Source organism: Nocardia aobensis NBRC 100429, from assembly GCF_000308375.1.
In the GTDB taxonomy this organism is placed as follows: domain Bacteria; phylum Actinomycetota; class Actinomycetes; order Mycobacteriales; family Mycobacteriaceae; genus Nocardia; species Nocardia aobensis.
On record NZ_BAFQ01000005.1, the window covers coordinates 16,296 to 38,542 of the forward strand.

Sequence of the window (22,247 nt, forward strand, 5' to 3'; positions counted from 1 at the left end):
CGGTATCCGGAATGTCTCCTCCGGGTGTCCGGAGAGTTAGCCGCCTTACACCCCGGTTTGCCGCCGCCGCGTCCGGGGAAATCTGATTCGACGCAGGTGAGAGCGTTGCACAGGACTGGGCTCCCAGCTCGTGGGCGATGCCCAGGCGCTATCGACGGCAGTGGCGAACGCGACTCAGCGATCCGCGCTGGCTGCTTTACACTGGAGAACGCGCAGGTAGTGGAGGACCGATGAAGATGCCCAGGTAGACGGAGTATTTAGCACAACCTAAGTTGGTTGGGCTCCGGTCCTGACTTATCGTTTGCTCTAAGTGTCGGACGTGAAATGTCCGACTCGTCGCCCGCACTCGGCCACGAGCCGCAAGCATCAGCCTAGCGGGCGAGCACGGCGCGGTGGGTAAGGAACTCCTCAGAGTTCCGCTACCACCGAGCACCCGACTACGAAACCGAAGCGGGTGGACAACTGGAGAGTTTGACTGCACGGGATGACCATCAGCGCCGCTGGTCGCCGCAACGTCCGGACGCAGTCTAGGCGGAGGCGTTTCGACGAGGGCCATCGGAAAGAAGGCATCGAAATCGAAGGCCTCTTCGTTGAAGGCGCCTATTTCTTGAAGGCAGAGGCATGACGCAACTTCCTGGCCACCGCGGCGAGCCGCGAATTGGACACCGGTCACCGGGTCGAATTGGTCTGTACGACCCGGCGAACGAGCACGACTCCTGCGGTGTCGCGTTCGTCGTCGACATGCATGGCCGTCGTAGCCGCGACATCGTCGACAAGGCTATTACGGCACTGCTGAACCTGGAGCACCGTGGTGCTGCGGGTGCGGAACCCAACTCCGGTGACGGTGCGGGCATCCTGATCCAGCTCCCGGATGCGTTCTTCCGGGCCACGCTGGCCGAGAGCGGTGCCGCGTTCGAGTTGCCGCCGGAAGGTTCCTACGCCACCGGTATCGCATTCCTGCCGCAGGCCCGCCGCGAGGCCGCCCGCGCCTGCTACCGGGTCGAGAAGATCGTCAAGGAAGAGGGCCTGGCCGTTCTGGGCTGGCGCGAGGTTCCGATCGACGAGTCCTCCCTGGGTGCGCTGTCGCGCGACGCCATGCCGACGTTCCGGCAGCTGTTCATCGCCTCGCCCGCAGACGCCGCCGAGCAGCTCAGCGGCATGGATCTGGAGCGGCGTGCCTACGTCGTGCGCAAGCGGGTCGAGCACGAACTCGGCAAGCAGGGCGCCGGTGAGGGCGCGGTCGGCCGCGAGACCGTCTACTTCCCGAGCCTGTCCGGTCAGACCTTCGTCTACAAGGGCATGTTCACCACCCCGCAGCTGCGGGCGTTCTACCTGGATCTGCAGGACGACCGGGTCGAATCGGCGCTGGGCATCGTGCACTCGCGGTTCTCGACCAACACCTTCCCGTCCTGGCCGCTGGCCCACCCCTTCCGCCGCGTCGCGCACAACGGTGAGATCAACACCGTCACCGGTAACGAGAACTGGATGCGCGCCCGCGAGGCGCTGCTGAACTCCGAGATCTTCGGCACCGACAGCGAGGGCAACAACCGGCTGGAGAAGATCTTCCCGGTCTGCACCCCGGGCGCCTCCGACACCGCGCGCTTCGACGAGGTGCTGGAACTGCTGCACCTCGGTGGCCGCAGCCTGCCGCACGCCGTGCTGATGATGATCCCGGAGGCCTGGGAGCGGCACGAGTCGATGGACCCGGCGCAGCGCGCCTTCTACCGCTACCACTCCATGCTGATGGAGCCGTGGGACGGCCCGGCCTCGGTGTGCTTCACCGACGGCACCGTCGTCGGCGCGGTGCTGGACCGCAACGGTCTGCGCCCGTCGCGCATCTGGGTCACCGCGGACGGCCTGGTCGTCATGGCCTCCGAGGTCGGCGTGCTCGACATCGAGCCGTCGAAGGTGGTCCGCAAGGCCCGTCTGCAGCCCGGCCGCATGTTCCTGGTCGACACCTCGCAGGGCCGCATCATCAGCGACGACGAGATCAAGTCGCAGCTGGCCGCCGAGCAGCCGTACCAGGAGTGGCTCGACGAGGGCATCATCAAGCTGGCCGAGCTGCCCGACCGTCCGCACGAGCACATGTCGCACGACCGCGTGCTCATCCGCCAGCAGATCTTCGGATACTCCACCGAGGAACTGGGCCTGCTGATCACGCCGATGGCCAAGACCGGCGGTGAGGCGCTGGGTTCGATGGGCACCGATACGCCGATCGCGGTGCTGTCCTCGCGTCCCCGCCTGCTGTTCGACTACTTCGCGCAGCTGTTCGCCCAGGTCACCAACCCGCCGCTGGACGCCATCCGCGAGGAGGTCGTCACCAGCCTGCGCAGCACCATCGGCCCCGAGGCCGACCTGCTGCATCCGGGACCGGAGTCCTGTCGTCACATCACGCTGACCCAGCCGATTCTCGACAACGACGAGCTGGCCAAGCTCGTCCACATCAACGACGACGGTTCGCGGCCCGAGCTGCGTTCGGTGGTCGTGCGCGGCCTCTACTCGGTGAAGAAGGGCGGCAAGGGCCTGCGCAAGGCGCTCGAGGCGATCAACGCCCAGGTGTCGGCCGCCATCGACGGCGGCGCGCGGATCATCGTGCTGTCCGACCGCGAATCCAACGAGAAGCTGGCGCCGATTCCGTCGCTGCTGCTCACCGCCTCGGTGCACCACCACCTGGTGCGCGAGCGCACCCGCACCAAGGTCGGCCTGGTCGTCGAGGCCGGTGACGCCCGCGAGGTGCACCACATGGCGATGCTGGTCGGCTTCGGCGCGGCCGCGATCAACCCCTACATGGCCTTCGAGTCGATCGAGGACATGCTCGAGCGCGGTGCGCTGGAGATGCCGGGCAGCACCGGTGACAAGGCGGCCGACTACGCCGCGGCCGTCAAGAACTACAACAAGGCGGCCGGCAAGGGCGTGCTGAAGGTGATGTCCAAGATGGGCATCTCCACCATCGCCTCCTACCGCGGCGCGCAGCTGTTCCAGGTCGTGGGCCTGTCGCAGGAACTGTGCGACCAGTACTTCACCGGCCTGACCTCGCCGCTGGACGGCATCGGTCTCGACGACATCGCCGCCGAGGTCGCCGCCCGCCACCGGGTCGCCTTCCTGGAGAACCGCACCGAGCGCGCGCACCGCGAACTCGAGATCGGCGGTGAATACCAGTGGCGGCGCGAGGGTGAGTTCCACCTGTTCAACCCGGACACGGTGTTCAAGCTGCAGCACGCGACCCGCTCGGGTCAGTACTCGATCTTCAAGGAGTACACCAAGCTGGTCGACGACCAGTCCGAGCGCCTGGCCTCGCTGCGCGGCCTGTTCAAGTTCAAGACCGAGGGCCGGCACGCGATTCCGGTCGAGGAAGTCGAGCCGGCGAGCGAGATCGTGAAGCGCTTCTCCACCGGCGCGATGAGCTACGGCTCGATCTCGGCGGAGGCGCACGAGACCCTCGCCATCGCGATGAACCGTCTCGGCGGCCGCTCCAACTCGGGTGAGGGCGGCGAGTCGCCGGCCCGCTTCGAGCCGGAGGACAGCGGCGATTGGCGGCGCAGTGCGATCAAGCAGGTGGCCTCGGGCCGCTTCGGTGTGACCGCGCACTACCTGACCAACTGCACCGATATCCAGATCAAGATGGCCCAGGGCGCCAAGCCCGGTGAGGGCGGTCAGCTGCCCGCGCACAAGGTGTACCCGTGGGTCGCCGAGGTGCGGCACTCGACGCCGGGTGTCGGCCTGATCTCGCCGCCGCCGCACCACGACATCTACTCGATCGAGGATCTGGCCCAGCTGATCCACGACCTGAAGAACGCGAATCCGCAGGCTCGGATTCACGTGAAACTTGTCGCGGAGCCGGGTGTGGGAACGGTCGCGGCCGGCGTCTCCAAGGCGCACGCCGACGTCGTGCTGATCTCCGGCCACGACGGTGGCACCGGCGCCTCGCCGCTGACCTCGTTGAAGCACGCGGGCGGCCCGTGGGAGCTCGGTCTGGCCGAGACCCAGCAGACGCTGCTGCTCAACGGTCTGCGCGACCGCATCGTGGTGCAGGTCGACGGCCAGATGAAGACCGGCCGCGACGTGCTGATCGGCGCGCTGCTCGGTGCCGAGGAGTACGGTTTCGCGACCGCTCCGCTGGTGGTCTCCGGCTGCGTCATGATGCGCGTCTGCCATCTCGACACCTGCCCGGTCGGCGTCGCGACCCAGAACCCGGTACTGCGTCAGCGCTTCACCGGTAAGCCCGAATTCGTCGAGAACTTCTTCCTGTTCATCGCCGAAGAGGTGCGGGAGCTGCTGGCCTCGCTGGGTCTGCGCACGCTCGACGAGGCCATCGGCCGGGTCGACCTGCTCGACACCACCAAGGCCAAGGAGCACTGGAAGGCGAGCAAGCTGGATCTGTCGCCGATCCTCGACGATGTCGAGACGGCGTTCATGTACCAGGACCGCCGCAACACCAAGACTCAGGACCACGGCCTGGACAAGGCGCTGGACAACCAGCTCATCGCCCAGGCTGCGGATGCGCTCGAGCGCGGCAAGCCGGTCAAGTTCGAGACCAAGATCACGAACGTGAACCGCACGGTCGGCACCATGCTCGGCCACGAGGTGACCAAGCTCTACGGTGGCGCCGGCCTGCCCGACGACACCATCGACATCACCTTCACCGGTTCGGCGGGCAACAGCTTCGGCGCGTTCGTCCCGGCCGGTATCACCCTGCGGGTGTTCGGTGATGCCAACGACTATGTGGGCAAGGGCCTCTCGGGCGGGCACCTGGTGGTGCGGCCGTCGCTGAACGCGCCGGAGTCCTTCGTCGCCGAAGAGAACATCATCGCGGGCAACGTGATCCTGTTCGGCGCCACCAGCGGTGAGGCGTTCATCCGCGGCGTGGTCGGCGAGCGGTTCTGTGTGCGCAACTCGGGCGCCACCGCGGTGGTCGAGGGCGTGGGTGACCACGGCTGCGAGTACATGACCGGTGGCCGAGTGGTGATCCTCGGCGAGACCGGCCGGAACTTCGGTGCCGGTATGTCGGGCGGTATCGCCTACATCTACAACCCGAACGGCACGTTCGAAGCCAACCTCAACACCGAGTTGGTCGATATCGAACAGCTCGAGGGCGAGGACTTCACCTGGCTGCGCGACGTGGTCGCGAGCCATCGCGATGCGACGGGTTCGGCGGTGGCCGAACGCATCCTGAGCGATTGGTCGCAGCAGGTGAACCACTTCGTGAAGGTTATGCCTCGCGACTACAAGAAGGTATTGCTCGCTATCTCCGAGGCTGAGAAGGCCGGGCGGGATGTCGACGAGGCGATCATGGAGGCCGCACGTGGATAACGTGAGACGCGTGCAAGACGCACGGACGGCCGTGAGAGGCGAAATTACGGAGGCCGCACGTGGGTGATCCACAGGGATTTCTGAAGCACACCAAGCGGGAGCTGCCCACCCGCCGTCCGGTTCCGCTGCGACTGATGGACTGGAAAGAGGTCTACGAGGAGAGCTACTCCCACCAGACCCTGCAGACCCAGGCCAGCCGATGCATGGACTGCGGTATCCCGTTCTGCCACAACGGCTGCCCGCTGGGGAATCTGATTCCCGAGTGGAACGACCTGGTGTACCGGGACCGCTGGCGCGAGGGTATCGACCGTCTGCACGCGACCAACAACTTCCCGGAGTTCACCGGGCGGTTGTGCCCGGCGCCGTGTGAGGCGTCGTGTGTGCTCGGCATCAACCAGGATCCGGTCACCATCAAGCAGGTCGAGGTCGAGCTCATCGAGAACGCCTTCGACGAGGGTTGGGTGCAGCCGGTCTATCCGACTCGCCTGACCGGTAAGAAGATCGCGGTCGTGGGTTCGGGTCCGGCCGGTCTGGCCGCGGCCCAGCAGCTGACCCGCGCCGGCCACACCGTCACGGTGTTCGAGCGCGACGACCGCATCGGCGGTCTGCTGCGCTACGGCATTCCGGAATTCAAGATGGAGAAGCGCTTCATCGACCGCCGCCTGGCGCAGATGGAGGCCGAGGGCACCATCTTCAAGGCGGGCGTGAACGTGGGTGTCGACATCACCGCCGAACAGCTGCGCGAGCAGTTCGACGCGGTGGTGCTCGCCGGTGGTTCCACCATCGCGCGGGATCTGCCGATTCCGGGGCGCGATCTGGACGGCATCCACCAGGCGATGGAATTCCTGCCGCTGGCCAACCGCGTTCAGCTGGGCGATCCGGTCGCCGACGAAGAGGGCCTGCCGCGGATTCACGCCAAGGGCAAGAAGGTCGTCATCATCGGTGGCGGTGACACCGGCGCCGACTGCCTGGGCACCTCGCACCGGCAGGGTGCGGCCAGCATCCACCAGTTCGAGATCATGCCGAAGCCGCCGGCCGAGCGGGCGGAGTCGACCCCGTGGCCGACCTACCCGCTGATGTTCCGGGTCTCCTCGGCGCACGAAGAGGGCGGCGAGCGCGTCTTCTCGGTGAACACCGAGCGGTTCATCGGCGAGGACGGCAAGGTGACCGGACTGCAGGCGCACGAGGTTCGCAACGTCAACGGCCGCTTCGAGAAGGTCGAGGGCACCGACTTCACGCTGGAGGCCGATCTGGTCCTGCTGGCGATGGGCTTCGTCGGCCCGCAGAAGCCGGGTCTGCTCGAGGATCTCGGCGTGGGCTACGACCAGCGCGGCAACGTCAAGCGCGGTAAGGACTTCCAGACCACCGTTCCCGGCGTCTTCGTCGCCGGCGATATGGGTCGTGGGCAGTCGCTGATCGTGTGGGCCATCGCCGAGGGCCGGGCCGCCGCGTCGGCGGTGGACAAGCACCTCGAGGGCGAGACCGCGCTGCCGGCGCCGATCGCTCCGACGGCGGTCGCCCAGCGCTGACAACCGAAAATCAGAGGCGTCCACGGGCTTTCGAGCCCGTGGGCGCCTCCTTTTTCGCTCTGTAGTGCGGAAACGTGTACCCGAGTCTCAAACATCGGAAATCGGACGGGATTTCGAGCTCGGATGGCAGTTCCTCGATGCCGCCGTTATCCTGAGCACCGGTATGTCGTAAATGCTCTTGGTCCATGTCCGGACTCGTTGTCGCGAGGTCGTCTCGCTGCCGCGCGTCACGGAGGTGGGCGGTTTTTGCTTCGCCGGGAATTTACCGCGCGGCAATGTGGCGGCGGCATCATCAGCGGCGAATACATATGAGGAGCCCCGGCGAGGGCTGGCTTGAACTGGAGCAGCATGCGGTTGAAGAAGGTTGTCGCGGCCGCCGGGGCGGCAGTCGCGGTACTGGCTGGTATGGCAGTGTCGGGTACCGCGATCGGAAGCGGTTCCGCGAGTGCGGATCCCGGATGCCCGAGCCTGTATGTCGTCGCCATTCCGGGTACCTGGGAAACCGGTGATCACAAACCCGATCACATGGTCGGCCCCGGCATGCTGTCCGGTGTGACCCGCGGCCTGCCGAGTTCGACGGACGTCGACTACGTCAGCTACGCCGCGACCGCCTTCCCGTGGGAGGGCGATGTCTACGGCGCCTCCAAGAAGGAAGCGACCGACAACGCGCGCGGTCTCATCCAGGGGATGGCGGCCCGCTGCGCCGGTACGCATTACGCGATCGTCGGCTACAGCCAGGGTGCGGATGCCGCAGGCGATCTGGCGGCCGAGATCGGCACCGGCTTGGGCGTGGTTCCGCCGGACCGCGTTTCGGGTGTCGGCCTGATCTCCGATCCGCGCCGTTCTCCCACCGACGTCCAGGTCGGCCCGGTCGTCGGCGGCGCCGGCGCCGGTGGTCCGCGCGTGGGTGGATTCGGCTTCCTCAGCGACCGGGTGCGCACCATCTGCGCGGCCGGTGATCTGTACTGCTCCACCGAGGACACCGACTACGTCACCCGCTTCGCCGGCTTCCTGGCGCAGGCCTCCGGTGCGAGCGCGGCCAACCTGTGGCGTTACCAGCTCGAGGCGGGTTCGATCATCGGCGATCTGATGGCGCACGGTGGTGTCGCGGCTCTGCAGTCGCAGCTCACCGACGACGCCAACCAGCAGCGGGTGGAACAGCTCGAGCACTTCTACCAGTCCGGCACCCACACCTCCTACGGGAGCTACTCGGTGGGTGGCGGTCAGACCGCGATCACCTGGATGCACAACTGGATCGCCGGAATGGCATGAGCCGGTGATCCACCCGTGCAGGCCACCCCGCATCGAGCGGGGTGGCCTGCACCGTTTCCGGGATCAGCCGGCGGAACCGGTCGGCGGGAGCTGGGGCAGCTGCGGCGCGGGAGCCGGCTGGTTCTCCGGTCCGCGGTCCCGGTCGCCGCGGTGGTCGCCGTCGGGCCCGCGGTGGTCGCCGTCGTGATCGCGGTCGCCGGGGTGGTTGTCCCGGTCGATGGCGACCGCGCTGGGGGCATTGGCGGGGGTGTCGGCGAAGGCCGGCACGGCGAGCGCGGACAGGGGAACGACGACGAGCGCGCCGGCGACGGCGACGCGGGTCACGAGGCGGCGGGTGCGGTTCTTCGGCTTCGCGGTGTTCTGCAAGGTTTCGGCCTTTCGTCTGCGAAATATGGAGCCGCACTCTCGGTTTCGGGCCGGTCGGCCCGGCGGCTCACGAGTACATCGAAACGCCCCCGGCTGGGTCGGTGATGTCCGCGAACTGTGAATGAACTTTGAAGCCGGTCACGGTGCCGCGGATCCCGGTCACGGCCACTGATTCCGCCGCCCACATGGCAACGAGGGCCGCTCCTGCAAAGGAGCGGCCCTCGTATGCTGTGGCGGTCGATCAGCCGAACGAGCCGGTGGGAGGCGGTCCGGGAAGGAAGCCGTCGGGCCCGCCGGGCAGGAAACCGCCCGGGCCCGGCTGCCAGGGCCCGTGGTCGTGATCGTGGTGATGACGCCACCCGTCGTGGTCGTGATCGTGATCGTGCCAGTCGACGGGCGCGGCGGACGGGGTGTCGGCGAAAGCGGGAACGGCGACGGCTGCCACGGGGGCGGCGGCGACGGCGCCGGCGACGGCGATGCGGGCGATCAGCCTGCGGCGCGAAGAACTCTTGGAGAGCAACGGATTACCTTTCACTCGGAACACGGGCCGTCGTGCGGGGGCCCATGGTCACTCATCGAACGACTCGACCCTGGGATGGAAGAGCGATCGCGCTGGTAATCGGCTGTGAATTGTGGCGGCTGTTCAGTCCACCGGCAGATTGCGCGGCAACAACTCCCAGACGTGGCTGTTCTCGTTCACCGTCGCCGCGGTCCGGGTCCCGCTGCGCGAGAAGAGCACTCGGGTGATCGAGCAGTAGTCGATCGGAAAGGTCAGCGGCCGTTGCAGGCCGAGTACGTCCTGCAGCAGTACGTTGATCACCCCGCCGTGGGCGAAGGCGACGACCGTATCGGCCGGTTCGGCGGCCGCGACGATTTCGGCGATCGTGCCCAGTACCCGCGCCACGAATGCGGGACCGTCGATCTGTTCGGGCAGATGTCCGGCCTTGATCCGGTCGTAGGTGGCGCGGAAGTCCCGCTTGGCATCCTCGATCGGGATGTAGGCGGGTAGGTCGCGGTCGTATTCGGCCAGCCCGTCGAGCACCTCGACCGGCAGTCCCAGCTTCTCGGCCGTCGGCGCGGCGGTATCGCGGGCCCGCCGCTGCGGACTGCTCACCACCCGTGCGATGCGATGCTCGCTTCCCGCGAAGCGGGCGATCACCGCGGGTACCCGCCGGGCCTGTTCGACACCCAGTTCGGTGAGTTCGGGATCGGCGGGACCGGAGGTGGTCAGCACCCGTCCGGGCTGAGCGTGACGCACGAGAACAAGCTGCACGGATCTACTGTGCCGGACGCCGGTTCCGGGTTCGCGAACGGGTGCGCGCCTCGGACGCCGCAGGTGCGGTCAGCGTCCGTCGCCCTGGCCGGTGCGCGGTTTGACCAGCGGGAACGGCAGGGTTTCGCGGATGCTGCGGCCGGTGATCAGCATGACCACGCGGTCCACGCCCACACCCAGGCCGCCGGTCGGCGGCATCGCGAATTCCAGCGCCTCGAGGAAATCCTCGTCCAGCTCCATGGCCTCCGGGTCGCCGCCCGCGGCCAGCAGCGACTGTTCGGTCAGGCGGCGGCGTTGTTCGATCGGATTGGTCAATTCGCTGTAGGCGGTGCCGAGTTCGACACCCCATGCCACCAGATCCCAGCGTTCGGCGACACCGTCGATGCGCCGATGTGCGCGTGTCAGCGGTGAGACGGAGGTCGGGAAGTCGATGTAGAAGGTCGGTTCCTGGGTCCGGTCCTCGACGAGGTGTTCGTACATCTCGAGCACGATCTGCCCGGCGTCCCAGCCCGGCTGATACGGCACCTCGACCTTGTCGCACAGCAGTCGCAGCCGATCCACCGGGGTGTCGGGGGTGACGGTCTCGCCGACGGCTTCGGAGATGGCGCCGTGCACGGTGCGCACCGGCCAGTCGCCGGAGATGTCGACCTCGGTCAGCGTTCCGTCCGCGTCCGGTCGCAGGGCGACGCAGGCGCCGTTGGCCGCGATCGCCGCATTCTGGATCAGCTGGCGGCACGCGTGCATCATCCGCTCGTAGTCGCTGTGCGCCTCATAGGCTTCCAGAATCGTGAATTCCGGATTGTGGCTGTAGTCCACACCCTCGTTGCGGAACACCCGGCCCAGTTCGAAGACCTTCTCCATCCCGCCCACGCACAGCCGTTTGAGATACAGCTCCGGTGCGATGCGCAGATACAGATCCAGGTCGTAGGCATTGATGTGGGTGCGGAAGGGCGCGGCGTTGGCGCCGCCGTGCACCTGCTGCAGTACCGGTGTCTCGACCTCGAGGAAACCCCAGCCGTTCAGCGTGTCCCGCAGCGACCGCACCACCGCGCTGCGTTTGGCCAGCACCTCGCGCGCCTCGACGTTGATCGTCATATCGACGAAGCGCTGCCGCACCCGCGCCTCGGGGTCGGCGAGTCCGCGCCACTTGTCCGGCAGCGGGTGCAGGCATTTGCCGATCATCCGCCAGTCCTGGGCGAGCAGCGACAGTTCGCCGCGGCGGCTGCTGCCGATCTGGCCGCTCACCTCGATCAGATCACCCAGGTCGAAGTACTCGCCGAACGAACTCGAGCGGCGCGCGCCGACCCGGTCCCGGTCGATGAGGATCTGGATGTCGCCGGACCAGTCGCGCAGCGCGGCGAAGGTGACGCCGCCGTGATCGCGGATCCGCAACAGCCGCCCGCACACGCGCACCGTGGTGCCCTTGGGGGAGCGGCGGGCATCGGCGATCGAATGGGTCGGGGCGTAGGCCACCGGGTAGGCGTCGATATCGGCCGATTCGAGCCGGCGCACCTTGTCCATCCGCACCCGCACCTGCTCGGGACGGCGAGCGGCGGCCTGCTCGAGTTCCGAGGGCGGCGCCTCGGGCGGGCTGCCGTCGGCGTGCAGGCCCGTGAGGGTGGGCGGTACCGCGGAATGAAGACCGGTGTGCGCCGAGGCGTCCGGCTGCGTGCCGAACCGCGGCAGGAAGCCCTCGGCCAGCGCGCCGGCGAACGCCACTCGCGGCAGCTGGCGGCGTTCCTCGAAGATGAGGAACCGCGGCACCCACTGCGGCTGATATTTCACATTCGACCGGTACAGCGCCTCGAGCTGCCACCAGCGGCTGAAGAACATCAGCACACTGCGCCACAGCCGCAGCACCGGGCCGGCGCCGATCCGGCCGCCCTCCTCGAAGACCGAGCGGAACACCGCGAAGTTCAGCGAGACCCGGGTGATCCCGTACTGTTCCGAGGTCAGCGCCAGCTGGGAGATCATGAATTCCATGATTCCGTTGGGGCCCTTGGGATCTCGTCGCATCACATCGAGCGAGACACCGCTGCGGCCCCACGGTACCAGCGAGAGCATGCCCCATACGCGGCCGTCGCGGTCGAGCGCCTCCACCAGCAGGCTGTCTCCGTCGAGCCGGTCGCCGAGCCGGCCCAATGCCATCGAGAAGCCGCGTTCGGTTTCGGTGTCGCGCCAGGAATCGGCGCGGACGATCATCTGCGCCATCTCGTCCGGCGACAGTTCGCTGTGCCGGCGGACCCGGACGGTGAAGCCCTGTTTGTGTAAACGGTTGGCGGCCTGGCGGACCTGCTTCATCTCGGGCCCGGCCAGCGAGAAGGAACGGGTGTCGAGAATCGCCTCGTCGCCCAGCCGCAGCGCGGACAGGCCCGCCCGGCGGTAGGCGGTGGCGCCGAGTTCACCCGCACCCATCACGGCCGGGGCCCAACCGTATTCGTCGGCCAGTCGCAACCAGGCATCGATGGCCTGCGGCCACGCCTCCCGCACACCGATCGGATCGCCGGAGGCCAGGCAGACGCCGAGTTCGACGCGATAGGTGATCGCCGCTTTACCGCTGGGCGCGAACACCACGGCCTTGTCGCGGCGAGTCGCGAAGTAGCCCAGCGAATCCTCGACATCGGAACGGGCGAGCAGGCCGCGCACCGCGGATTCGTCCAGTCCGGTCATGGCGTTGGAGGCGCGCTGGGAGCGGAACAGCACCAGCGCCGCCGCCAGCAGCGCGATCGCGCCGAACAGGCCGAGCAGCAGATTCACCACATGCGGGGGATGCCCGTCGAAGTTGTTGTCCGCCACCAGAATTGTCGCCGTGACCCGCGAGACCGCCCACAGCGGGCGTTGCGCACCGCGGGGCAGGCTGCCGGGGAACAGTTCCACCAGCCCCCACCCGAGCAGACTGCCGATGATCAGCCCGCTGACCAGGACACCGAGTGCCTTCCACACCGCGCCCCGCCGCACCCGGGTGTAGAACTCCGGCCACGCCGCGATCATCAAGCCGACCACGGCCAGGTGGACGAACAGCGCGGCCAGGGCGTGCGGATCCTGCTCCTCGGCGAAATCCAGTCCGTTGGCGAGCGCGAACAGCGCCATGTACCCGACCAGCAGCCACCAGGCGATGCGTTTCCGGGACGCCGTCGCGCCGGCGAGCAGACCGACGATCACCGCCCACATCAGGTTCGTGTCGGGCGCGTCGAAATAGTAGGCGTCGAGGTAGTGCCGCGGGACCGAGGTGATGTAGCGCAGGCCGGGCGAAATACTCCACAGCGCACACAGAATCGAGAACACGCCGAGCACCAGGCCGACCAGGTGGGGGACTTCGCTCAGCCGACCGTGGGCGCGATGTGGAACCGGTGAGGAAGGGGATCTGCCGTCGCGCGAGTGAAGCTGGTCTTGCGTGGAAGTCACCGCACCAGTGTGCGGGCTGGGACCGCCCGAGGGGAGAAGGCCACCGGGCGAGTCCTGCTCGTGCACGGTCATATTCGATCCTTTCGCCGGACCCCGGTACCCATCGCGACGGGGGCGGCGTGCGGCCCGTCGGGCGCGGCGGTAAAGATGTAACCCATGTCGGATCCAGTCGATGTGCCGATCGAAGACGAAGTCATTCGACTCGGGCAATTCCTGAAGCTGGCCAATCTCATCGACAGCGGGTCGGAGGCCAAGACCGTGATCGCCGCCGGGCTCGTGCGCGTCAACGACGAGGTGGAACTACGGCGGGGCCGCCAGCTCCATGCCGGAGACGTGGTCGCGCTCGCCGGCCACCGCGTGCGGGTGGCAGGCGGATAGTTCGGCGGGCGCGGGGCCGGCGGCGATCGGCGACTCATTCCGCGCGGACGACGACCCCGTCGTGATCGCTGTAGAGCATCTCGCCCGGAACGAAGGTGACGCCGCCGAATTCGACCGGCACATCGCGTTCGCCGGATCCGGTCTGCGTGCTCTTGCGCGGATTGGTGCCCAGTGCCTTGATGCCGATGGGCAGGGTGCGCAGAATCGCCGAGTCACGCACGCCGCCGTTGACGACGACGCCGGACCAGCCGTTGTCGACGCCGCGTCCGGCGATCACGTCACCGACGAGGGCGGTGTGGACGCTCGCGCCGCCGTCGACGACCAGCACACGTCCTTCACCGGGTTCGCTGAGAGTCTGCTTGACCAACAGATTGTCCTGGAAGCAGCGAATGGTGACGATGCGCCCGCTGAACACCGGATTGCCGCCGAACTGCGTGAATTGCGTATCGCAGCTACGAATCTCGGGGCCGATCTCGTCGGCGAGGTCGGCGGTTGCCACTAGGTTTGCTGAATCGGTCACCAAATAAGCTTGCCATGCGGGCGGCGATCGAATCCTGAGACCTTCCCGCCGCCCGCCGCGGGCGCGGCCGGTTCAGCTGTCGAGGGTGCGCTGATACTCCGCGATCTTGGTCGTCAGATTGTGGGTGGTGTGTTTGACCGACAGCTTGACGAACGGCTCGATGGTCTTGCCCAGCACCTTGCCCGCGAGCCCGCCCGGTACCCGGTACTCGACGATGGCGTCCACCGTGCAGTCGCGGTCGCCGCGAGGATGGAACAGGAAGGTCGATTCGATCTCGAAGCCGGTCACGGCCTTCACCGCGATCGCGACGTTCTTCTCCCAGCGCACGATCTGCAGCCGCGAGGTCAGCGAGGCGGGACCCAGTTTGATCTCGGTGTCGAACGTCGCGCCCAGCCCGGCCACCTGATCGGTGATCGGGCGGAAGGAATGGACCTCGGTGACGAATTCCGGCAGATGGCGATAGTCGTTGACGTAGTCGAACGCGGTCTCGGCCGGCGCGGCGCAATCGGCCACGATCTTCACTGCGGTCATGCCGTAACCGTAACGTGTTCCAGTCCGGCCCGGACCGGATGTAATTGCTATCACTCCAGTTCGCAGGGCCTATCCGGCCCGGGCTCGGACTCAGGCCGTCACCGACAGTGTCGCCGCCAAGCCGAACACCGCCGCCATCACCACCACCTCGATCAGGGCCCGGCGCAGCGAGTCGTCCGCACTCATCCGATGGTCGGTGGCCACCGGAACCCAGCTGCGCCGCCACCACCAGCCGAGCCCGAGCAGCGCGAGGGCCATGATCGTCTTCGCGAGCAGGATGCGGCCGTACCCGGTGTCGGCCAGCGCGACCGGATCGCCGACGCGGACCAGCCCGTTGACCACGCCGGTCACCGTCACCGCCGCCACCGCGGGCAGCGCCCAGCCGGAATAGCGCGGCAGGATCACCGCCCATTCACCGCGGGTGCGCACCACCAGCGCCAGCGCCAGCAGCAGACCGAACCAGGCGGCCGCCGCGAGAGCGTGCACCGCGGCCAGAACCGAGCCCAGCGTCTGCTGCGACATATGGCCGGTGATCGGCCGCAGCACCAGCGTCACCGCGGCGAAGACCAGCACCAGGTCGGCGCTCGCGCGCTCCGGTCGCCGGAAGGCCAGCGTGCTGTAGCAGGCGACCGCCGCGGTGCCGATCAGCACGGCGATGCCGATCTGGCCGCCGCTGACATGTGCGACGTAGTCGCCGAAATCGCCGGCGCGCAACCGGCTCAGCGGGACCCCGACCACCTCGGCGGCCTCCGTGGACAGCAGCACGAATTCCGCGAGCGTCCAGAGCCCGCCGAACACGGCCAGCAGCCGCCACGCGGGCCGCAGCCGGTCGTGCAGGCGCGGCAGAGCCGCGAGGCCGAGAACCGTGGCGCCCAGCCCGTCGGCCAGGGTGCGTACCGGCGCCTCGGCCTGTACCGGATCGGGTGCGGCGAGCGCCCATCCGGCGGCGACACCGACGAGGGCGGCCGGGACGACCAGCAGCAGTGCGTAACGCAGTGCGGTCGATCTGCTGCCGGCCGTCCCCGGCCTCACGGTTTGCCGCCGCTGCCCGGCCGTCGAGAGCGACCGCCGAACAGCGCGAACGCCAGCCCACCGCCGAACAGGACGACCGCGGCCACGATGAACACCCACAGCGGAACGCCACCGGAATCGCCGTCACCACCGGAGCTGCTCTTGGCATCGGCCTTGGCCCCCGGTGTCCCGTGCCCCGGCGTGGTCAGCTCGAAGGTGCGGGTGCCGCTGACCGGATGGCCGTCGGCGGAGGTGACGCGGTACGCGATCGTGTAGGTGCCGGCCGGCCCGAGGTCACCGACCTCGACGCTGACGGTCGGCCCGTCCACCACCGGTTTTCCCTTCGACCACAGATTCCCGTCCGGGCCGACGACGGTCAGCGACGGAAAGCTCGGCTGCAGATTCTCGTTGAAGGTGATGCTGACCCGCGCCGGGCCGGACGCGAGTTTCGCGCCGTCGGCGGGGTCGGTGGATACCACCGTCGAATGCGCGGCAGCCGGACCGGCGACCGCGATCGTCAGGCCGCCCAGCGCCAGCGCACCGACCAGGGCGAACAGTATGCGGCGCATCATGCGCGCCGGCTCCGGATCAGGCTGCCGAGTCCGAGCGCGGCGCCGAGGGCGCCGAGCACCAGCCCGATACCGCCCAGCCAGCGCGCGGTGTTGTCGGAATCGGACTCGTCGCTGTCGGCCTCGCTCGACATGCCGGCCACGTGGTCGTGATCGGATCCGGCGGCCGCCAGCGTGACACTCGGTGCGGGGTGCTCGGGTTCGTCGCCGCCGGCCGGCATGGGTTCGTTCCAGTTGACGACCTTGCCGTCGCTGTAGGTCTGGGTGGCGGGGAAGCTGATCTTGTCCTGCTTCGGCAGCGGACCGACCGCGAGGGCGAAGCGCTGGAACTGTTCGGGGGTGATGCCGGGATTACCCGGGTTGGCGGTCCAGGTCACGGAGGTGAACTGGTTCTTGTCGTTCTTCTCGGTCTTGGCGGTCCAGCCCGCGACGGGTTCGGTGCGGGCCGCGGACAACTGCGGCAGCGCGACGGTCAGCTTGGTGGTGGACGCCGTCGCCGATTCGGTCGGCACGCGGAAGGTGATGACGGCGTAACCGCCCTGGGCCGCGCCGGGCGCGTCGGCGGTGACATGCGCGGCCGCGGTGCCGGAGGCGAGCAGGGCGAGACCTGCGGCGGCGCCGGTCGCGACCAGGGCGCGCGACAGTGAGGTGGACATAGTTGAGCGCACGATGGGTGACTTTCTCGGTACTCGGCGATGTGCCGGGGGAAGTGCCTGGGGTCGGGAGCGGTTCAGGCGAGTACCGGTGGTGCGCGGGAGCCGAGGGCGCCGGCGCGCCATTGCTGCCACGGTGGCCGCACGGAACTCCGCCACCGGGGTGTGGCGATATCCACCGGCGGCAGCGGCCGGGTCGTGACGGCCCGGACCGAGTGGGAGACAGCGGCATACAGACGTTCGACGGCCACGATGAGCGCGGCACAGGCCACGGTCGCGAGCGTGTGCGCCAGCGTCATCCAGCCGCTCGGGAAGATCGACGTCAGCCCGGAAAAGCCGCTCCCGCACGATGTTTCACCCGGTCGGTGGGCGGGCAGCAGACTCAGCGCGATATGGGAAACCGCCTGTCCGCCACCGAGTGCCGCCAGGACGCCGGTCCGGCCCCACGCACCGCCGGCGGGCGGCAGCATCGAGGCTGAGGTTCCGGCGACCGTCGCGCTCAGCAGGAGCAGCGCCAGCGTCGCCGAGCCGGGATAGCCGCCGTCGGCCCAGCCGTGCGCGGCGGTCGCGAGGACGACCACCGCCATACCGACCAGGCCGCCGCGCAGCCCATCGATGCCCGGCCGCCGGACCGCTCGCCGGGACGGCGGGGATCCGGTCGCGGGCCGGGCACGAGGCAGCATGGCGGAACGGCGGTCAGTGCACGCCGAGGCGCGCGAGGATATCGGCTTCGACGCCGGAGAGTTCGTGCGAGATGGAGTTGTGCACCGCCCGGCGGCGCGGCGCGGGCATCTGCTCGGCGGTCCGCACGGCCGCGGACAGGCTGGCGAGCCGGTCGCGGGTGGCGGCCACGAACTTCTGCGTCTCGCCGCTCTTGTCACCGGAGTTCTCGATACCGGCCAGAGTCGATTCGACGCCGGTGATGCGGGCCTGCAGGCGGGCGCCGTGACCGGTGAAGTTGCCCAGCTCGCCGAGGCCGATACCCAGCCGGTGGGCGCGGCGGGTGTCGATCTGGCCGCGGACGAAGGTGGCGGCCCGGTAGGCCAGCGGCGCCAGCACCGGCACCAGCACCCGCGCCACGCCCAGATACTTCTTCACCTGGCTCGCGGTGAGCAGTTCGCGGTCGGCGCGTTCGGCGGTCTTGAGGGCGGCCTTCTCCTCGGCCTTCAATGCCGCGATCTGTGCCTTCGCCACATCGCGCTGGGTGCGGAGTTCGGCGCGCTGGCGTTTGCGTTCGTTGCGGGCGCCGAGTTTGGCCTCCATCGCGGCCTTGTGCTTGAGGGCTTTCGCCTCGGCTTTGCGGTCCGCACGCCGCTTGCGCTTGGTGAACAACCCCATCGAAAGCCCTCCGTCACGAAGTTCCGTCATGCTGATATACCCACATGCCACACGGTTTGCGCCAACTGTAGCGGGATGCGCACCCGGGGGCGCCGTCGCGGCGGCCGGTGCACGGTCGGGGCGCGTGCCGATCCGGGCTCGCCCGCCGCGTGAGTGCCGAGGTAGCGGCTCCGCGTACGCCCGGCACGCAGGCGGTTCGCGGGAGTGTCGGAGGTAGGGACCATACTGCTTAGCGTGTATTCGGGCAGCGGCGACCAAGACGGTCGCGAGGAGGACGGCGGAGGCGACGAGCGGCGGGCTGCTGCTCGACGAACCGTCGTGGTGCCCGCCGAAGTGGAACGGGCGCAGCAGGTTTCGGCCGGCACGGCGAGTGCTCCGGCCGGGCCCGCGAATCCGTCGGCGCCCGCCGGGTCCGGCGAGCACCCGCCGCGCATCGCCTATGTCGACGCCCGCGCGCTGGTCGGCTGCCGGCACCGGCTGCATCTGGACGCGACTCATCCGGAACGGCTGCTGGGGGTGCCGGAGGACGCGGGTGTCAAACAGCGCCGCGACGCCGCCACCGCGCATCGCTCGAAGGTCCGCGACACACTCGTCGCCGCCGATCCGCGGGCATGGGTGATCATCGACCCGGATCAGCACGCGAGCGGCCGCGCCGAGGACACGCTGCGCGCGTGTGCGGAAGGGGCGCAGCGCATTTGGGGCGCATTGCTACCGCAGGAGGCCGATACCGGCCGTCGCGGCGGCTGCGAGATCCTGTTGCGCGATACCGATCGCGGCGGCTACATCCCGATCATCGTGGTCAACCACAAGGTGACCGACCCGCGCCAGCCGGATCCGGCCGATTTCCATCCCACCACCTCCGATCTGTACCGCTGGGATCCGCGCCCCGACCGGCACGTCCGGGTCCGCACCCAGCCGCGCGACCAGCAGCGGCTGGCCCATCTCTACCGCATGTTGCAGCGGCACGGGCTGGCCAGTCCGGCGCTGGTCGGCGGCGCCATCGGCTATCACTTCGACCGGATCCTGGTGCACGATCTGGCCCCGGTGCTCGACGAGTACGACCGGCGTTATGCCGACCGCATCGCGGTGGTGCGCGGTGAGCTGCCGACGGTTCCGTCCAAGGTGCCGGAATGCCGGCAATGCCCGTGGTGGACGCGGGCGCCCAGTGTGACCGGCGGTGAGCGTCCGGATATCACCGAACCACCCGCCGTGAGCTGTGAGGGCTGGCTGGCGGCCCACCGCGACGTCAGCCTCGTCGCACCCGGCTCACGCGCCGAACTGCTGCGCCGCCACGGTGTGCAGACCATCGACGACCTGGCCGAGTGGACCGCCGAGGAGCCCGAGGACTGGCAGTACGAGCCGTTCGCCGAGACGGTCGTGACCGCGCGTGCCTGGATCTCGGGCGCGCCTCTGGTCCGCCGCGTGGACCGGGTGCGGGTCACCCGGGCCGACGTCGAGGTCGATGTCGACCTGGAGAGCTATCAGGAGTACGGCGCCTACCTGTGGGGGACCCTGCTCGACGGGGTGTATCGCCCCTTCTTCACCTGGGACCCGCTGCCGACTGCCGACGAGGCCCGCTCGTTCGCCGAATTCTGGACCTGGCTGATGGCGGTGCGCGCCGACGCGGCCGCGGCGGGCAAGACGTTCGCCGCCTACTGCTATTCGCGCACGGCCGAGGACAAGTGGCTCTACGAATCGGCGCGCCGATTCGCCGGACGGCCCGGCGTCCCGACCGCGGACGAGGTCCGTGCCTTCGTCGACAGTCCGCAGTGGGTGGATATGTTCCAGGCGGTGTCGGAGCAGTTCATCTGCCCGAACGGCAAGGGGCTCAAGAAGATCGCCCCGGTCGCCGGATTCGGCTGGCGCGATCCCGAGGCCGGCGGCGAGGCGTCGATGAGCTGGTATCGCCTGGCGGTCGGATACGACGGTGCGCCCGATCTGTCGCAGCGCACCCGCCTGCTGGAATACAACGAGGACGACGTCCGCGCCACCCAGGTGCTGCGCGAATGGATGGCGCCGGCGCAGCCGCGGGCGCACAGTGCCGACGCGGAGGTTCCCGCGATGACCGACTTTCGCGAGCCACCCGCGGTCCGTCGTAATATCTGCACGTGACCGATCACGTCGAACAACTGGAGTTTCAGGCCGAGACCCATCAGCTTCTGGAACTGATGATCCACTCGGTCTACTCGAACAAGGACACCTTCCTGCGGGAGTTGATCTCGAACGCCTCGGACGCGCTGGACAAGCTGCGGCTCGAGTCGTTCCGGGACAAGGATCTCGAGGTCGACACCTCGGATCTGCATATCGAACTCGAGGTCGACAAGGACGCCCGGGTGCTGACCGTCCGTGACAACGGCATCGGCATGTCGCGCGCCGAAGTGGTCGATCTCATCGGCACCCTGGCCAAGTCCGGCACCGCGGAACTGCGCCGCCAGCTGCTGGAATCCAAGAGCGGCGAGGGCGCGGTGAGCTCCGAAGACCTCATCGGCCAGTTCGGTATCGGCTTCTATTCGACCTTCATGGTGGCCGACAAGGTCACGCTGACCACCCGCCGCGCGGGTGAGTCCGAAGGCACCCGCTGGGAGTCCGCGGCCGGCAGCTCGACCTACACCATCGAAACCCTCGACGACGCGCCCCAGGGCACCGCGGTGTCGCTGCATCTGAAGTCCGCGGACGAGGACGATCACCTCTTCGATTACACGCAGGAGTGGAAGCTCCGCGAGATCGTCAAGAAGTACTCGGACTTCATCTCCTGGCCGATTCGGATGCAGGTGGAGCGCACCGTCACCGAGGGTGAGGGCGAGGAGAAGCAGGAAAAGACCATCCTCGAGGAGCAGACGCTCAATTCGCAGAAGGCGCTGTGGACGCGCCCGCGCAGCGACGTCTCCGACGAGGAGTACAAGGAGTTCTACAAGCACGTCTCGCACGCCTGGGACGATCCGCTGGAGATCATCCCGCTCAAGGCCGAGGGCACGTTCGAGTATCAGGCGCTGCTGTTCATCCCGTCGCACGCGCCGTTCGATCTGTTCATGCGCGAGCACAAGCGCGGCGTGCAGCTCTACGTGCGCCGGGTGTTCATCATGGACAACTGCGAAGAGCTGATGCCGGAGTATCTGCGCTTCGTCAAGGGTGTGGTGGACGCGCAGGATCTGTCGCTGAACGTCTCGCGCGAGATTCTGCAGCAGGACCGGCAGATTCAGATGATCCGCAAGCGCCTGGTCCGCAAGGTGCTGTCGACGATCAAGGATCTGCAGAGCGCCGAATCGGCCGAATCCGGCTCCGACGACGCCACCGCGACAGAGTCGAAGTACCGGACCTTCTGGAACGAATTCGGCCGAGTTCTCAAGGAGGGTTTGCTTTCCGACTTCGACAACCGCGAAACCATTCTGCAGGTCTCGTCTTTCGCCTCGACGCACTCGGATTCCGAGCCGACCACGCTCGCGCAGTACGTGGAGCGCATGGCCGAGGGCCAGGACCAGATCTACTACATGACCGGTGAATCCCGGCAGCAGATCGAGAATTCCCCGCATATGGAGGCCTTCAAGGCCAAGGGCCTCGAGGTGCTGATCCTCACCGACCCGGTCGACGAGATGTGGGTCGGCTCGGTGCCGGACTTCGACGGCAAGCCGTTCCAGTCGATCGCCAAGGGTGAGGTCGATCTGGAGACCGAGGAGGAGAAGAAGGCCTCCGAACAGCTGCGCGAACAGCAGGAGAAGGATTTCGGCGAGGTGCTGAAGTGGCTGCAGGAGACGCTGAGCGACAGCGTCAAGGAGGTCCGCCTGTCCTCCCGCCTGACCACCTCTCCGGCCTGTGTCGTCGGTGATGTCTTCGACTTCACCCCGCAGCTGGAGCGCATGTACCGCGCGTCCGGCCAGGCGCTCCCGGAATCCAAGCGGATTCTGGAACTCAACCCGGAGCATCCGCTGGTCACCGGCCTGCGCGATGCGTACGCCAAGGACAAGGAGTCCGAGGATCTGGGCGCGACGGCCGAATTGCTCTACGGCACAGCGGTTCTGGCCGAAGGCGGCGAACTGAAGGACCCGGCCCACTTCGCCCGGCTCCTGGCCGACCGCCTCACCAAGTCCGTCTGAC

General features: G+C 68.2%; 17 protein-coding genes. 6 read left to right on the top strand and 11 right to left on the bottom strand.

The genetic code is table 11. From position 1 onward, the window contains the following. Positions 1 to 621 precede the first annotated feature (621 nt). The 3 genes from gltB to RJ03_RS00240 all read left to right on the top strand — a co-directional run bounded on the left by gltB (position 622) and on the right by RJ03_RS00240 (position 8,111). A complete protein-coding gene (gene gltB, locus RJ03_RS00230; protein ID WP_051024070.1) occupies positions 622 to 5,310 on the top strand; it encodes a glutamate synthase large subunit in 4,689 nt (1,562 codons plus the stop codon). A gap of 59 nt (positions 5,311 to 5,369) precedes the next feature. Continuing rightward, complete coding sequence (locus RJ03_RS00235) at positions 5,370 to 6,839, top strand: glutamate synthase subunit beta (RefSeq protein WP_036496947.1); 1,470 nt, start codon at positions 5,370 to 5,372, stop codon at positions 6,837 to 6,839. Positions 6,840 to 7,187: 348 nt separating this feature from the next. After that, positions 7,188 to 8,111, top strand: coding sequence for a cutinase family protein (locus RJ03_RS00240; RefSeq protein WP_083870494.1), 924 nt, complete (start codon positions 7,188 to 7,190; stop codon positions 8,109 to 8,111). A 63-nt stretch (positions 8,112 to 8,174) separates the two neighbouring features. Here RJ03_RS00240 and RJ03_RS00245 read toward each other — a convergent pair whose 3' ends face one another. From RJ03_RS00245 to lysX, 4 genes are all read right to left on the bottom strand, one after another. Next, on the bottom strand, positions 8,175 to 8,477 hold the full coding sequence (locus RJ03_RS00245) for a hypothetical protein (protein WP_036496948.1): 303 nt from the start codon (positions 8,475 to 8,477) through the stop codon (positions 8,175 to 8,177). 241 nt (positions 8,478 to 8,718) lie between these two features. Then, on the bottom strand, positions 8,719 to 8,997 hold the full coding sequence (locus RJ03_RS00250) for a hypothetical protein (protein ID WP_232329210.1): 279 nt from the start codon (positions 8,995 to 8,997) through the stop codon (positions 8,719 to 8,721). A gap of 123 nt (positions 8,998 to 9,120) precedes the next feature. Beyond that, complete coding sequence (locus RJ03_RS00255) at positions 9,121 to 9,750, bottom strand: histidine phosphatase family protein (protein WP_036496950.1); 630 nt, start codon at positions 9,748 to 9,750, stop codon at positions 9,121 to 9,123. Between the two features lie 69 nt (positions 9,751 to 9,819). After that, entirely contained in the window at positions 9,820 to 13,155 is a 3,336-nt protein-coding gene (gene lysX, locus RJ03_RS00260) for a bifunctional lysylphosphatidylglycerol synthetase/lysine--tRNA ligase LysX (protein ID WP_036496975.1), read from the bottom strand. Positions 13,156 to 13,311: 156 nt separating this feature from the next. Between lysX and RJ03_RS00265 the strand changes: the two genes are divergently transcribed. Continuing rightward, a complete protein-coding gene (locus RJ03_RS00265) occupies positions 13,312 to 13,533 on the top strand; it encodes an RNA-binding S4 domain-containing protein (protein ID WP_030516732.1) in 222 nt (73 codons plus the stop codon). Between the two features lie 34 nt (positions 13,534 to 13,567). Here the strand turns inward: RJ03_RS00265 and rraA are convergent, their stop codons facing one another. The 7 genes from rraA to RJ03_RS00300 form a co-directional block, all read right to left on the bottom strand. After that, a complete protein-coding gene (gene rraA, locus RJ03_RS00270) occupies positions 13,568 to 14,053 on the bottom strand; it encodes a ribonuclease E activity regulator RraA (RefSeq protein WP_036496951.1) in 486 nt (161 codons plus the stop codon). Positions 14,054 to 14,125: 72 nt separating this feature from the next. Further along, on the bottom strand, positions 14,126 to 14,584 hold the full coding sequence (locus RJ03_RS00275; protein WP_036496952.1) for an SRPBCC family protein: 459 nt from the start codon (positions 14,582 to 14,584) through the stop codon (positions 14,126 to 14,128). A 90-nt stretch (positions 14,585 to 14,674) separates the two neighbouring features. Next, complete coding sequence (locus RJ03_RS00280; RefSeq protein WP_036496953.1) at positions 14,675 to 15,616, bottom strand: CopD family protein; 942 nt, start codon at positions 15,614 to 15,616, stop codon at positions 14,675 to 14,677. After that, positions 15,613 to 16,167: a copper resistance CopC family protein gene (locus tag RJ03_RS00285; RefSeq protein WP_083870495.1), complete on the bottom strand. Its 555-nt coding sequence runs from the start codon at positions 16,165 to 16,167 to the stop codon at positions 15,613 to 15,615. The genes RJ03_RS00280 and RJ03_RS00285 overlap by 4 nt, the downstream gene beginning before the upstream one ends. Beyond that, complete coding sequence (locus tag RJ03_RS00290; protein WP_036496955.1) at positions 16,164 to 16,820, bottom strand: YcnI family copper-binding membrane protein; 657 nt, start codon at positions 16,818 to 16,820, stop codon at positions 16,164 to 16,166. The genes RJ03_RS00285 and RJ03_RS00290 overlap by 4 nt, the downstream gene beginning before the upstream one ends. Positions 16,821 to 16,894: 74 nt before the next feature. Then, positions 16,895 to 17,500, bottom strand: a complete 606-nt coding sequence (locus RJ03_RS34730) for a hypothetical protein (RefSeq protein ID WP_051024071.1) — start codon at positions 17,498 to 17,500, stop codon at positions 16,895 to 16,897. A 13-nt stretch (positions 17,501 to 17,513) separates the two neighbouring features. Next, complete coding sequence (locus tag RJ03_RS00300; protein WP_036496956.1) at positions 17,514 to 18,155, bottom strand: DUF6474 family protein; 642 nt, start codon at positions 18,153 to 18,155, stop codon at positions 17,514 to 17,516. A 432-nt stretch (positions 18,156 to 18,587) separates the two neighbouring features. Here RJ03_RS00300 and RJ03_RS00305 point away from each other — a divergent pair, with 432 nt between their 5' ends. Together RJ03_RS00305 and htpG are read left to right on the top strand one after the other, a co-directional pair. Next, positions 18,588 to 20,267, top strand: a complete 1,680-nt coding sequence (locus tag RJ03_RS00305) for a TM0106 family RecB-like putative nuclease (RefSeq protein WP_051024073.1) — start codon at positions 18,588 to 18,590, stop codon at positions 20,265 to 20,267. Next, a complete protein-coding gene (htpG, locus tag RJ03_RS00310; RefSeq protein WP_036496957.1) occupies positions 20,264 to 22,246 on the top strand; it encodes a molecular chaperone HtpG in 1,983 nt (660 codons plus the stop codon). The genes RJ03_RS00305 and htpG overlap by 4 nt, the downstream gene beginning before the upstream one ends. The last annotated feature ends 1 nt before the right edge of the window (position 22,247 follow it).